Below are 12,204 nucleotides of genomic sequence, written 5' to 3'. Positions count from 1 at the left end.
GAGCCGGTCCTCGGGCGTGGGCCCGAGCAGCGCGGGCGCCCACCGGGCCAGCAGCGCACCGGCCCCCGCGGAGACACCGGCCAGCGCCAGCAGCGACACCACGCCCGCGACCGGCGAGAGCACCAGCGCCCAGGTGGTGCCGAGGAACTCCGGGAACCAGGGCGCCGCCCCCGCAAGACCCGACACAAGCGGCAGCACGATCAGCGCCCCCGCGAACGGCGGCAGCGCCAGCGACATCCCGGCGACGATCCCGCCGATCCCCACATGCAGCGTGAACCACAGCGCGGTGCGGCCGCGCGCCGCCCGGCCGCGGGCCGGTTCGTACGCCAGCCGGTCCGCGTCGACCCCGCACAGCACCCGTACCACGGTCGCCTCCAGCGGCCGGGTCAGCGGGAACAGCGACGCCACGGCGGCGAGCGGCAACCCCACGATGAACGCGGCGAGTTGCAGCGGGAGGGGACCGAGGACCGTGGCGCCCACGGCCGGGCCGAGGATCACCTCCCCGACCAGCACGAACGGCATGGCGAGCGCGCCGCCCAGGACCAGATGGACCCAGCGCAGCCGCGCCCGCCGCCCGAACAGCGCCCGCAGGAACGCGCTCACGGGGCGGGCCGGCCGGCCTTCGAGCGCGCGACCAGGAAGCGCACGGCCAGACCCGCCACGAGGAGGCCGACGACCGTCTGGCCGGCGTAGGTCAGCTGCATCAGTGCGGTGGGCCGTTCCGAGGCGTCCTCCGTGACGACCAGCGAGGCCACCGACTGCCAGCCCGCCCAGCAGGCGACGGCCGCGGACGTGATCCAGGCGAGGGCGAGCGGCACCCTCACCGGCACCGCGCGGCCACGGCGGAAGCCGAGCATCAGCCCGGCCGCTGCGGCACCCGCCACGAACACCGCGCTCTGCGCCTCCACGACGTGGAAGTCGCTGGTCCGGTCGGCGATCAGGTCGGCATTGAGACCGGTCGTGGCACCGCACGCCCACAGCAGATGCGCGGTCAGCGGCAGCAGGGCGACCACGGCGGCGGCGACGGCGGCCGTCCTCTGCGCCGGGGTGCCGAAGCGGGCGCACGGCAGGTCCCCCAACCGGCCCTGCCACAACCGGCCCCAGCGGTCACGCGCGTACAGCGCGAAGAGCGCCCCGAGGGCGAGACCCTGCACGAGGAAACCGCCGTACACGACACAGAACACCCAGCTGTGCAGGAAGGGTTCGCCCCCGTCGTCGGTCGCGTCCACGGAGCCGCCGAACGCGCTGACGACCAGCTGCACCGGGAAGCCGGTCATGATCGGCGTGAGCAGCCCGGTCGCCACCCATACGGGGACCGCCAGCAGCCACGCGGGCAGCCTGAGGCCCCACGGCCGGGTCAGCACCAGCGCCAGCACGATCACGCACGCGTCCATCAGCACGGTGACGCCGTTGGCCACGGCCACGGCCGTGCGGTGCTCGAGGAGCGGGCTGCCGTCGGGGATCCCGAGGTGACTCCCGGCGAGCCAGGCGACCTTGAGGCTCAGATACGGCACGCACGAGGCGACGGCGACGGCCCGCAGCACCCTGCGGGCTCGGGTCGTGGCGACGGTCGGGCTGCCGGCCCGCACGGAGTCGGCGACTGTCTGGGTCATGCCCTCACCCTCCCGCCCCCGGGGCCCCGCGCGCGTCCTGCCGCCCGACGATCCGCCTCCGCCGCACGGGGGAGATCCGCCGGCTCAGGCGTCCAGCCTCAGCACGAGCTCCTCGATCTCGGCCTTCCGCGCGGGCGCGTACGAGGTGACGCGCTCCGTGACCTCGAAGCCGCACTTCTCCAGCACCCGCAGCGACCCCGCGTTGTCGGCCGCCACGCGCGCGTACAGGGGGCGTTCGGTCTCCCCGGCCAGCAGCGCGCGCAGTGCGGTCGTGGCGATGCCCTTGCCCCAGTAGGCGCGGTCGATCCAGTACGTCACCTCGCGCTCGCCCGGCTGCCCGTACACCGCCGCGTGGCCCACCACGTCCCCGTCGCCCAGCACCGTCCGCGTGACGATGCCCGGCGTGGCGCGGATCTTCGCCCAGTGGGCGTCGAAGGCGTCCCGGTTCGCGGGGTCCTCCGGGGTGAAGGCCGCCATGCGCAGGGCCTCGGGGTCGTTCAACTGCCGGTAGAAGACGGGCAGATCACTGTCGTGCACCTCGCGCAGGGCGATGTCCATGGGGTCAGAGCCTCCGGGTGGCCAGGGTGAGCCGGTCGCGTGCGTCGAACAGGGCGTCCTTCACCATCTGTTCGTGGGCGGGGGTGAGCCGGGCGACCGGCACCGAGCAGCTGATCGCGTCCCGCGCGGGAGTGCGGTACGGGATCGCCACGCCGAAGCAGCGCAGCCCGAGCGTGTTCTCCTCGCGGTCGACGGCGTAGCCCTGCTCCCGCACCTGCTGGAGCTCCTCGATGAGCTTCTCCCGGTCGGTGATCGTGTTCTCGGTCAGCGCGGGCAGCGTCTCGGGGAGCATCTTGCGCACCTGCTCGTCGCTGTAGGTGGCGAGGATGGACTTGCCCAGCGAGGTCGAGTGGGCGGGCAGCCGGCGGCCGACCCTGGTGAAGGGGCGCAGATAGTGCTGCGACTGGCGGGTGGCCAGATAGACCACGTTGGTGCCGTCGAGCCGGGCCAGGTGGATGGTCTCCGTGGTGTCGTCGGAGAGCCGGTCCAGCGTGGGGCGGGCCGCCGCGACCACCTCGTCGCCGTCGATGTAGGAGGTGCCCACGAGCAGCGCGCGCACGCCGATGCCGTACCGCGTCCCCGTCGCGTCCGTCTCCACCCAGCCGAGGTCGACCAGGGTGCGCAGCAGCATGTAGAGGCTGGACTTGGGGTAGCCGACGGCCTCCTGGACCGCGGCGAGGGAGTGCATGCCCGGGCGGCCGGCGAAGTACTCCAGCAGCTCGACGGTCCGCACTGCCGACTTGACCTGCGCTCCGCCGTTCGTCTCGCCTGCCGACATCGCCCCTGACCCCTTCGTTCGCCGAGAAACTATGGATATAGTCTCCACGCGTATTCACCAATAGAGACAGCGTTCAGTATATCGAACGTCCCTAGATCTGGAGGGACCCGCGGTGGCAGCAGCACCAGTCTGGAGTGTCGACCCCCGAACCGGGAAGCAGCGCGAACAGGTTGCGGTCGAGGCCACAGCCCAGGAGGTCGACGCCGCCGTCCGGGCCGCCCACGAGGCGCGGGACGCCCTGGCCGACCGCGATGTGCGCGCGGCCTTCCTGCGTTCCTGCGCCGACGAACTGGAGGCGGCCAAGGACGTCCTCGTCGAGACCGCCGACGCCGAGACCGCCCTCGGGCCGGTCCGGCTGAACGGCGAACTCGCCCGCACCTGCTACCAGCTGCGGGCCTTCGCCGGCATCGTCGAGGAGGGCGCCTTCCTCGACGTCGTCATCGACCACCCCGACGACACCGCCACCCCGCCGATCCCGGACCTGCGCCGCTACAAGGTGCCGCTCGGTGTCGTGGCCGTGTACTCGGCGTCCAACTTCCCGTTCGCCTTCTCCGTGCCCGGCGGCGACACCGCGAGCGCCCTCGCGGCCGGCTGCCCGGTCGTCGTCAAGGCCCACCCAGACCATCCGGCGCTGTCCGAGCTGGTCGCCAAGGTGCTGCGCCGGGCCGCGGCGCGGCACGGGCTGCCGGACGGGGTGCTGGGCCTGGTGCACGGCTTCGAGGCGGGCGTCGAGCTGATCAAGCACCCGCTGGTCGCGGCGGCCGGGTTCACCGGGTCGGTGCGCGGCGGCCGGGCGCTGTTCGACGCGGCGGCGGCACGTCCGGTGCCGATTCCGTTCCACGGTGAGCTGGGGTCCCTCAACCCGGTCGTGGTCACGGAGGCGGCTGCGGCCGAGCGGGCGGAGGAGATCGGTGCGGGGCTGGCCGGTTCGATGACGCTGGGCGTCGGGCAGTTCTGTGTGAAGCCGGGGCTGGTGCTGGTGCCGGCTGGTGCGGCGGGTGACGGGCTGGTCAAGTCGCTGACCGACGCGGTGAGCAATGTCGAGTCCGGGGTGCTGCTCGATCACCGGATGCGGGACAACTTCGTCGCCGGGGTGGCGGAGCGGGCGGAGCTGGAGGGTGTGCAGTCGCCGGTGACGCCGGGGGCGGGGAGTGAGCACACGGTCAGTCCGGGGTTCCTGACGGTGCCGGCGGAGAAGCTGACGCGTGAGGGGGAGTACGACCTGCTCCTTGAGGAGTGCTTCGGGCCGGTCACCGTGGTGGCCCGCTATGAGGACGAGGCCGAGATGCGGGGAGTCTTGGCGCGGTTGCCGGGGAATCTGACGGCGACGGTGCAGTTGTCCTCCGACGAGGCGCGAGGTGAGGGCCGGGGGGTGGAGCTCGTGCAGGAGCTGACGCCGTTGGCCGGGCGTGTGCTGGTGAACGGGTGGCCGACTGGGGTTGCCGTTGCTCCTGCGCAGCACCATGGAGGGCCGTATCCGGCGACGACGTCTACGTCTACGTCGGTGGGCGGGACGGCGATCGAGCGGTGGCTGCGGCCGGTGGTGTACCAGAACGCGCCGGAGGCGTTGTTGCCGGTGGAGTTGCGGGACGAGAATCCGCTGGGGCTGCCTCGGAGGTTCAACGGGCGGTTGGAGCGGTAGCGCCGTGGGGGTGCGGTGAGCTGCGGAGTGCCGGTTCGTTGTGGCTGGTCGCGCCCACGCGGCGGTAGCCGCACATCGATACAGCCCCGCGCCCCTGAGTAACTCCGCTGACCCTGAGATGATGGGGCGATGGACGTCGAACTTGCCGAACTGCCGTTTCCGCTCCGTACTTATGGGCCCGATGGGCACTGGTCCTACGAGGACGGGGTGCTCACGGGGTGGGCCGGGGCGCGGCAGGATCGGTTTGTGCCGCCGACGGGGGAAGGGCTGGACTCCGCCTCCGATGCGCCGCGGCTGCTGGGGGCGCCCGAGGGGGACTTTCAGCTCGTCGCGCGGGTGACCGTCGGCTTCGGGGCCGCCTTCGACGCCGGGGTGCTCTATGTGCACGCGGGGGAGCGGGCCTGGGCCAAGCTGTGTCTGGAGTACTCGCCGGATGTGCCGACCGTCTGCACGGTGGTGACACGAGGGCACTCGGACGACGCCAACTCCTTCACCGTGGACGGCAGTTCCGTGTGGCTCCGGGTGAGCAGGACCGGGCGGGCCTTCGCCTTCCACGCCTCCCGGGACGGCAAGCGCTGGACCTTCGTCCGGCTCTTCACCCTGGGCGACGAGAAGGAGACGGGAGCGGCCCTGGTCGGCTTCATGACCCAGTCGCCGATGGGCGAGGGCTGTGTGGTCACCTACGACCACATCGAGTTCCGGCCGAGCTGGCCGAGCGACCTGCGCGACGGGAGCTGACATGACCGGCTCCCTGGTGATCAGGACCGCCCTGCCGGCCGAGGCCACCGAGGTCGCCGCCCTGCACCTGCGCGCCCGGTCCACGTACTACCCGGACGGCCTTCCGGACGACGGCCTGGACTGGGAGGCCCGCTGGCGGGAGGCGATCGAGCGGCCGGACGGGCAGGTGCTGTGCGCGGTGCGGGACGGGGGCCTGGCCGGGATCGCGTCCTTCCGCAGCCCGGAGGGCGGCGCCGCCGACGCGGTGAAGCTGTTCCAGTTCCATGTCGACCCCGACCGCTGGCGCACCGGAGTCGGCACCGCTCTGCACCCTCCGGCCGAGGGTGACCATCACCTTTGCCTGCGGTTTTCCGTGCCCGGGGAATGAAGCGCGCTCGTTGAAGGTTCACGTACTTGCGCGGAGGGTGTCTCCGCGTCCGTACGAGTGGGAGTGTGCCGCCGCGATGCGCGTCGAGATCTGGTCCGATATCGCTTGCCCCTGGTGTTACGTCGGCAAGGCCCGGTTCGAGAAGGCGCTGCGTGCCTTTCCGCACCGGGACCAGGTCGAGGTGGTGCACCGGTCCTTCGAGCTGGACCCGGGGCGGGCCAAGGGGGACATCCAGCCGGTGATCACCATGCTCACGAAGAAGTACGGGATGAGCGAGGCGCAGGCCGAGGCGGGCGAGGACCATCTCGGGGCCCAGGCCGCCGCCGAGGGCCTGCCCTACCGGACGCGGGGGCGGGACCACGGCAGCACCTTCGACATGCATCGGCTGCTGCACTTCGCGCGGGAGCACGGGCGTCAGGAGGAGCTGCTCGATCTGCTGTACCGGGCCAACTTCGCCGAGGACCGGTCCGTCTTCGACGGTGACGAGCGGCTCGTCGAGCTGGCCGGTGAGGCCGGGCTCGACACCGAGGCCGCTCGCACAGTGATCGCCGATCCCGAGGCGTACGCCGCCGAGGTCAGGGAGGACGAGCGGGAGGCCGCGCAGCTCGGTGCGCGAGGCGTGCCGTTCTTCGTGCTCGACCGCGCCTACGGCGTCTCCGGCGCCCAGCCCGTCGAGGTGTTCGCCCAGGCACTGACCCAGGCCTGGGGCGAGCGGACGCCGGTGCGATTGATCGAGGGCGGTGACGCGGAGGCGTGCGGGCCGGACGGGTGTGCCGTGCCGCAGCCGTAGAACGCGCAGGTCAGGGCGTATGTATAAGCGCTGATGAGAGATATCGCGCAGAAAGACGCAATGGACGGGGGGTTTCCCGGGCCGCAGAGTGGTGCCATGGAGACCTTCGAGAATCTCGTCCGTGCCGAGTTCGCCCCGAAGAACACCTTCCTGAACACCGCGAGCAACGCGCTGCTCCCGGCCCGTACCGTCACCGCCCTCGCCGAGGCCGCGCGGCTGCGGGCCGAGGGCGGTGCGCTGGATCCGCTGTTCGCCGATGTCGAGGCCTGCCGGGCCGCGTACGCCCGGCTGGCCGGCGTGTCCGTCGAGCGCGTGGCGGCGGGGGCCACGGTCGCCCTGTTCACCTCGCTGGTCGCGGCCTCCCTGCCGCCCGGCGCCGAAGTCCTCACCGCGGAGGGCGACTTCACCTCCGTGCTCAACCCGTTCCACGCGCGCGGCGACCTCAAGGTGCGTGCCGTGCCGCTGGAGCGGATCGCCGGCTCCGTGCGGCCGGACACCGCACTCGTCGCGGTCAGCGCCGCCCAGTCCGCCGACGGCAGGATCGCCGACCTGGCGGCACTGCGCGAGGCGGCCCGCGCGCACGGGGCGCGTACGTACGTCGACTTCTCGCAGGCCGCCGGATGGCTGCCGATGGACGCGGACGGCTTCGACTACTCCGTCGCCATCACCTTCAAGTGGCTGCTCGGCCCGCACGGGGCCGCCTTCCTGGTGGTGCCGGAGGACTTCGGCGATCTGACGCCGGTGCAGGCCGGCTGGGTCGCCGGGGAACGGCCGTGGGACAGCTGCTACGGGCCGGTCACCGAACTCGCCCGCTCCGCCCGGCGGTTCGACTCCAGCCCCGCCCTGTTCACCTACGCCGGACTGCGCGCCTCCCTCGAACTCGTCGAGGAGATCGGCGTCGACACCATCCGCGCCCACGACCTCGCCCTCGCCGACCGCTTCCGCGCGGGCCTCGCCGAACTGGGCCACGAGGCCGTGCCCGCACCCGGCTCACCGATCGTGTCCGTGCCCGGACTCGGCCGCCTCCAGCCGCAGTTGGCGGACAAGGGGATCGCCGTGTCCGACCGGGCCGGAAATCTGCGCGCCTCCTTCCATCTGTACAACTCGGCCACCGACGTGGACCGGCTGCTGGACGCGCTGTCGGGCTGAGCGAAGAAGAGCGGCGGGCACGGCAGCGGGCCGGTGCCTCCTTGTCCCACACGAGGAGGCCCGGCCCGCAGTCTGTGTACGCCGCTACTTCACCGGCGCTACCTGACCGGAGTGAAGTCCCTCGCCCCGATGAACTCCGGCCGCCGGACCGGCGCCGCGAACGGCTCCACCGCCGCGTTCTCCACGCTGTTGAACACGATGAAGACGTTGCTGCGCGGGAACGGGGTGATGTTGTCCCCGGAGCCGTGCATGCAGTTGCAGTCGAACCAGGTCGCCGAGCCGGCCCTGCCGGTGAACAGCTTGATGCCGTGCTCGGACGCCATCGCGGTCAGCGCCTCGTCGGACGGCGTGCCCGCGTCCTGCATCTGCAGCGACTTCTTGTAGTTGTCCTTCGGCGTGGCCCCCGCGCACCCGAGGAACGTCTTGTGCGACCCCGGCATGATCATGAGACCGCCGTTGGTGTCGTAGTTCTCGGTCAGCGCGATCGAGACCGACACCGTGCGCATCCGGGGCAGACCGTCCTCGGCGTGCCAGGTCTCGAAGTCCGAGTGCCAGTAGAAGCCACTGGCGCCGAAGCCCGGCTTGACGTTGATCCGCGACTGGTGGACGTACACGTCCGAGCCGAGGATCTGCCGGGCGCGGCCCACGACGCGCTCGTCGCGCACCAGACGCGCGAACACCTCGCTGATCTTGTGCACCTCGAAGACCGAGCGGATCTCCTTGGACTTCGGCTCCACGATGGAGCGTTCGTCGGCGCGGATCGCCGGGTCGGTGACGAGCCGGTTCAGCTCGTTCCGGTAGACGGCCACCTCGTCGTCGTCGATCAGCTGGTCGATGGCGAGGAAGCCGTCACGCTCGAACGACCCGAGGTCGACCGGCGTGATCGGGCCGGGCGCGTCGGGGGCGCCCCAGACGACGGGGTCCTGGCGCGGGGTGAGCACCTCGGCGGTGCCCCGCGTCGGGTACAGGTCGGGAACCTGCGTCTCGGTGGTGGTGGTCGCGGTGGTCATGGAACCTCACACCTCCTCGGTGAGCAGCGGGTAGACGCCGTTCTCGTCGTGGTCCTCCCGTCCGGTCACGGGCGGGTTGAACACGCAGATACAGCGGAAGTCCTCCTTGACGCGCAGCGTGTGCCGCTCGTGTCCGTCCAGGAGGTACATGGTCCCGGGCGTGATCGTGTGGGTCCGCCCGGTCTCGTGGTCGGTCAGCTCGGCCTCGCCCTCGACGCAGACGACGGCCTCGATGTGGTTCGCGTACCACATCGACGTCTCCGTACCCGCGTACAGGATCGTCTCGTGCAGGGAGAAGCCGACCTTCTCCTTGGCGAGGACGATGCGCTTGCTCTCCCAGGTGCCGGACGCGGACTTCACATGCCGGTCGGTGCCTTCGATCTCCTTGAAGGAACGGACAATCACGGTGCTGCGATGCCTCCTAGATGGTGGTGGTACCTGTCGCTGGTGGCGGTGGCTCAGGCGGTCTCGCGGACGGCACGGGCCAGCGTGGTCAGGCCCTCGTCCAGCTCGTCCGGGGTGATGGTCAGGGCCGGGAGGAGCTTGACGACCTCGCTCTCCGGGCCCGAGGTCTCGATGAGCAGCCCGAGCTCGAAGGCGCGCCGGGCGACCCGCTCCGCGCGGGACTTGTCGTGGAACTCCATGCCCCACACCAGGCCGCGGCCCCGATACTCCTTCACCTCGGGAAGGTTCTCCTCGGTGATGGCGATGAGCGCCTGCTCGACCTGCTCGCCGCGCGTCCTGGTCTGCTTCTCCATCGCCGCGCCGTCGGCCCAGTACGTCTCCAGGGCCGCGGTGGCGGTGACGAAGGCGGGGTTGTTGCCGCGGAAGGTACCGTTGTGCTCGCCCGGCTCCCAGACGTCCAGCTCGGGCTTGAACAGGCAGAGCGACATGGGCAGTCCGTAGCCGCTGATCGACTTGGACACGGTGACGATGTCCGGCGTGATGCCCGCCTCCTCGAAGGAGAAGAAGGCGCCGGTACGGCCGCAGCCCATCTGGATGTCGTCGACGATCAGCAGCATGTCCTGCCGCTCGCACAGCTCGGCCAGCGCCCGCAGCCACTCGGCCCGGGCCACGTTGATGCCGCCCTCGCCCTGCACGGTCTCGACGATCACGGCGGCCGGCTTGTTCAGACCGGAACCCTGGTCCTCCAGGAGCCGCTCGAACCACAGGAAGTCCGGGACCTGCCCGTCGAAGTAGTTGTCGAACGGCATCGGCGTGCCGTGCACCAGCGGGATGCCCGCGCCCGCCCGCTTGAAGGCGTTGCCGGTCACGGCGAGCGAGCCCAGCGACATGCCGTGGAAGGCGTTGGTGAACGACACGATCGCCTCGCGCCCCTTCACCTTCCGCGCCAGCTTCAGCGCGGACTCCACGGCGTTGGTGCCCGTCGGGCCCGGGAACATGACCTTGTACGGCAGGTCGCGCGGGCGCAGGATCCAGTTCTGGAAAGACTCCAGGAAGGCGCGCTTGGCCGTCGTCGACATGTCGAGCCCGTGCGTGACGCCGTCGCGCTCCAGGTAGTCGATCAACGCCCGTTTCAGGACGGGGTTGTTGTGCCCGTAGTTGAGTGAACCGGCTCCGGCGAAGAAGTCGAGGTACTCGTGGCCGTCCTCGTCGTACATGCGGCTGCCGTGCGCGCGGTCGAAGACGGTGGGCCAGCCGCGGCAGTAGCTGCGCACCTCGGACTCGAGGGTCTCGAAGACGCTGAGGTCGGGCTGGGTGATGGTCACGACGAATCGCTCCTCGGTGGCGTGGGAGGTGAGGGGAGGTCGGGGCGGTCGGTTGGTCAGGCCGAGAGGGACCGATGGGTCAGGCCGAGACGGGGCCGATGCGGTACAGCACCTCGGGGTCGTGCGGTCCGTCGGGGAACTGGCCTGTCTCGAACAGCACTTCGCGCTCCAGCCGGGCGCCGTGACGCTCGGCGAACGCGGTGAACAGGCGCTCGGAGGCGGTGTTGCCCGGCGTGATGGTGGTCTCCACGGTGGTCACCCCGTGCTCCGCGGCGGTGCGGGCGACCAGTCCGTCCAGCAGGGCGGCGGCCAGGCCCCGGCCGCGGTGCGTCTCGTCCACCGCCACCTGCCAGATCAGCAGGGTGCGCGGGCTGTCCGGCCGTACGTATCCGGTGACGAAGCCGATCGCCTCACCGCTGTCGTCGCGAGCGACGGCCGACGTGGCGGCGAAGTCCCGGCACCACAGCAGATAGCTGTACGACGAGTTCAGGTCGAGGACCTTCGAGTCCCTGGCTATCCGCCACAGCACGGCTCCGTCCGCCACGGTGGGGCGGTCGATGTGCAGGTCTGCTTGTGCGGCAGTCATGGAATTTGAACTTACCCAGGTAAATTCAAAATTGCATCGCCTGGCGGGGTTACGTACGAGCCAGTTCTGTGTTATCGCGCGTGCGTGCGTGTCCGCGTGAGAGGGCGGCGAAATGCCCCGTTTTCCTGCGGAAATACGGGGCGGATCGGGCGCGCTGTGGAACCGATCACAACTGGGTAACTCCCGTGACGGGTGTCCGGAATGCTCCGGTTTTCGTTCTCGAAATTGGTGCGTTTAGGTCCGGGAGAACGGGGCAGAAGAGAATGGGAAGCTGCCTTGGAATGTAATAGCGAAATAAGCGAGAGAATGCCGCAGTAATTGCGCGGAATTCACGCTCCGATCACTCCGTCGATACGCTCCCGCAGAAGATCGGCGTGGCCGTTGTGCCGCGCGTACTCCTCGATGAGATGGATGAGCACCCACCGCAGACTGACCTCCGCACCGGCGACGGGCCCGTCCGCGATCCGCCCGGTGTCCTCCAGACCCCGCCCGGCACACAGCTCCCGCCCCCGCTCGACCTCACGGCGCCAGATGCCGACGGCCTCGTCGAGACCCCGCGCGGGATCGAGGGCGTACCCCGTCGGATCGTCGAACACTGGTGGCACATCGAGCCCGGCGACCACCCGCTGGAACCAGTTCCGCTCCACCTCGGCGAGATGCTGCACCAGCCCCAGCAGCGTCAACCCCGAGGGCTCCACGGCCGCGACCCGCACCTGCGCGTCGTCCAGCCCCGAGCACTTGAGCGCCAGGGTGCCCCGGTGAAAGTCGAGCCACCCCTCCAACATCAGCCGCTCATCGCCGGTCATGGGGGGAACGGGCCGCCCGTCGGGCAGGCGGGGCGCGAGTTCGGAGGAGTGGTCAGCCATGGGTGCAGCATGTCACGCCACTCAGCACCACCCAGCCCGCCCGTCACCACCCAGCCCGTCTGGGGGTGCCCCCTCTGGGGGAGTTTGAGGACGAGGCCCGTTCAGGGCCGAAGCGGGGGTCCGGGGGCGGCAGCCCCCGGGGCCGGGAAGGGAAGGGAAGGGGCGGCGGGGGCGACCCCCGAGGGCCTCAGCCCCCACTCACCGCCAGGCTTCCTCCACAGCCTTCAGCGCCCCCTCCACATCCACCCGCAATCCCTTCTCTCCCAGCGCAACCCCCAACGCCACCAGACTCGCCCGCACAGCCCCCGGCGTCGCATCCGCCCCATAGTGATTGACCCGGATCATCTCCCCGGCCAACGCACCCCCACCCGCACTCA

The 12,204-nt window shown here is 70.9% G+C and carries 13 protein-coding genes and 2 pseudogenes; 5 read left to right on the top strand and 10 right to left on the bottom strand.

The window, feature by feature from the left end:
• The 4 genes and pseudogenes from N4P33_RS25060 to N4P33_RS25045 form a co-directional block, all read right to left on the bottom strand.
• A pseudogene (locus tag N4P33_RS25060) lies at positions 1-603 on the bottom strand (histidine kinase); the annotation flags it as partial.
• The gene (locus N4P33_RS25055) at positions 600-1,613 is read right to left on the bottom strand and encodes a hypothetical protein (protein ID WP_260829010.1); all 1,014 of its coding nucleotides are present in this window, start codon (positions 1,611-1,613) and stop codon (positions 600-602) included. The pseudogene N4P33_RS25060 and the gene N4P33_RS25055, both read right to left, overlap by 4 nt.
• Before the next feature lie 84 nt (positions 1,614-1,697).
• A complete protein-coding gene (locus tag N4P33_RS25050; RefSeq protein ID WP_260829009.1) occupies positions 1,698-2,171 on the bottom strand; it encodes a GNAT family N-acetyltransferase in 474 nt (157 codons plus the stop codon).
• A 4-nt stretch (positions 2,172-2,175) separates the two neighbouring features.
• On the bottom strand, positions 2,176-2,949 hold the full coding sequence (locus N4P33_RS25045) for an IclR family transcriptional regulator (protein ID WP_260829007.1): 774 nt from the start codon (positions 2,947-2,949) through the stop codon (positions 2,176-2,178).
• Between the two features lie 112 nt (positions 2,950-3,061).
• On the opposite strand from N4P33_RS25045, the gene N4P33_RS25040 reads away from it, so the two are divergent.
• From N4P33_RS25040 to N4P33_RS25020, 5 genes are all read left to right on the top strand, one after another.
• Positions 3,062-4,591 carry an aldehyde dehydrogenase (NADP(+)) gene (locus tag N4P33_RS25040; protein ID WP_260829006.1) on the top strand — a complete coding sequence of 510 codons (1,530 nt, stop codon included), beginning with the start codon at positions 3,062-3,064 and terminating at the stop codon, positions 4,589-4,591.
• A 129-nt stretch (positions 4,592-4,720) separates the two neighbouring features.
• A complete protein-coding gene (locus N4P33_RS25035) occupies positions 4,721-5,329 on the top strand; it encodes a DUF1349 domain-containing protein (RefSeq protein ID WP_260829004.1) in 609 nt (202 codons plus the stop codon).
• 1 nt (position 5,330) lies between these two features.
• Positions 5,331-5,696 carry a GNAT family N-acetyltransferase gene (locus N4P33_RS25030; RefSeq protein WP_260829003.1) on the top strand — a complete coding sequence of 122 codons (366 nt, stop codon included), beginning with the start codon at positions 5,331-5,333 and terminating at the stop codon, positions 5,694-5,696.
• A 76-nt stretch (positions 5,697-5,772) separates the two neighbouring features.
• Complete coding sequence (locus N4P33_RS25025) at positions 5,773-6,486, top strand: DsbA family oxidoreductase (protein WP_260829002.1); 714 nt, start codon at positions 5,773-5,775, stop codon at positions 6,484-6,486.
• 96 nt (positions 6,487-6,582) lie between these two features.
• A complete protein-coding gene (locus tag N4P33_RS25020; RefSeq protein ID WP_260829001.1) occupies positions 6,583-7,635 on the top strand; it encodes an aminotransferase class V-fold PLP-dependent enzyme in 1,053 nt (350 codons plus the stop codon).
• 98 nt (positions 7,636-7,733) lie between these two features.
• On the opposite strand, the gene thpD is transcribed toward N4P33_RS25020, so the two are convergent.
• From thpD to N4P33_RS24990, 6 genes and pseudogenes are all read right to left on the bottom strand, one after another.
• The gene (gene thpD, locus N4P33_RS25015) at positions 7,734-8,645 is read right to left on the bottom strand and encodes an ectoine hydroxylase (RefSeq protein ID WP_260829000.1); all 912 of its coding nucleotides are present in this window, start codon (positions 8,643-8,645) and stop codon (positions 7,734-7,736) included.
• A 6-nt stretch (positions 8,646-8,651) separates the two neighbouring features.
• Positions 8,652-9,050 carry an ectoine synthase gene (locus tag N4P33_RS25010; RefSeq protein ID WP_260828999.1) on the bottom strand — a complete coding sequence of 133 codons (399 nt, stop codon included), beginning with the start codon at positions 9,048-9,050 and terminating at the stop codon, positions 8,652-8,654.
• A gap of 53 nt (positions 9,051-9,103) precedes the next feature.
• A complete protein-coding gene (gene ectB / locus N4P33_RS25005; protein ID WP_260828998.1) occupies positions 9,104-10,375 on the bottom strand; it encodes a diaminobutyrate--2-oxoglutarate transaminase in 1,272 nt (423 codons plus the stop codon).
• Between the two features lie 79 nt (positions 10,376-10,454).
• The gene (ectA, locus tag N4P33_RS25000) at positions 10,455-10,961 is read right to left on the bottom strand and encodes a diaminobutyrate acetyltransferase (RefSeq protein WP_260828997.1); all 507 of its coding nucleotides are present in this window, start codon (positions 10,959-10,961) and stop codon (positions 10,455-10,457) included.
• Between the two features lie 329 nt (positions 10,962-11,290).
• Positions 11,291-11,827 (bottom strand): DinB family protein, encoded by a 537-nt coding sequence (locus tag N4P33_RS24995; RefSeq protein ID WP_260828996.1) that lies wholly within the window; start codon positions 11,825-11,827, stop codon positions 11,291-11,293.
• A 198-nt stretch (positions 11,828-12,025) separates the two neighbouring features.
• Positions 12,026-12,204, bottom strand: a pseudogene (locus N4P33_RS24990) (alanine--glyoxylate aminotransferase family protein); the annotation flags it as partial.

Source organism: Streptomyces sp. 15-116A (genome assembly GCF_025290915.1).
Taxonomy (GTDB): Bacteria; Actinomycetota; Actinomycetes; order Streptomycetales; family Streptomycetaceae; genus Streptomyces.
Note: the sequence above shows the minus strand (reverse complement) of the source record. Positions and strands in the feature narration are given on the sequence as shown.

What these genes read in the sequence shown, in the direction of transcription:
- N4P33_RS25055 (WP_260829010.1), bottom strand. Translation starts at nt 1,613, where the DNA reads ATGACCCAGACAGTCGCCGACTCCGTGCGGGCCGGCAGCCCGACCGTC.
- N4P33_RS25050 (WP_260829009.1), bottom strand. Translation starts at nt 2,171, where the DNA reads ATGGACATCGCCCTGCGCGAGGTGCACGACAGTGATCTGCCCGTCTTC.
- N4P33_RS25045 (WP_260829007.1), bottom strand. Translation starts at nt 2,949, where the DNA reads ATGTCGGCAGGCGAGACGAACGGCGGAGCGCAGGTCAAGTCGGCAGTG.
- N4P33_RS25035 (WP_260829004.1), top strand. Translation starts at nt 4,721, where the DNA reads ATGGACGTCGAACTTGCCGAACTGCCGTTTCCGCTCCGTACTTATGGG.
- N4P33_RS25030 (WP_260829003.1), top strand. Translation starts at nt 5,331, where the DNA reads ATGACCGGCTCCCTGGTGATCAGGACCGCCCTGCCGGCCGAGGCCACC.
- N4P33_RS25025 (WP_260829002.1), top strand. Translation starts at nt 5,773, where the DNA reads ATGCGCGTCGAGATCTGGTCCGATATCGCTTGCCCCTGGTGTTACGTC.
- N4P33_RS25020 (WP_260829001.1), top strand. Translation starts at nt 6,583, where the DNA reads ATGGAGACCTTCGAGAATCTCGTCCGTGCCGAGTTCGCCCCGAAGAAC.
- thpD (WP_260829000.1), bottom strand. Translation starts at nt 8,645, where the DNA reads ATGACCACCGCGACCACCACCACCGAGACGCAGGTTCCCGACCTGTAC.
- ectA (WP_260828997.1), bottom strand. Translation starts at nt 10,961, where the DNA reads ATGACTGCCGCACAAGCAGACCTGCACATCGACCGCCCCACCGTGGCG.
- N4P33_RS24995 (WP_260828996.1), bottom strand. Translation starts at nt 11,827, where the DNA reads ATGGCTGACCACTCCTCCGAACTCGCGCCCCGCCTGCCCGACGGGCGG.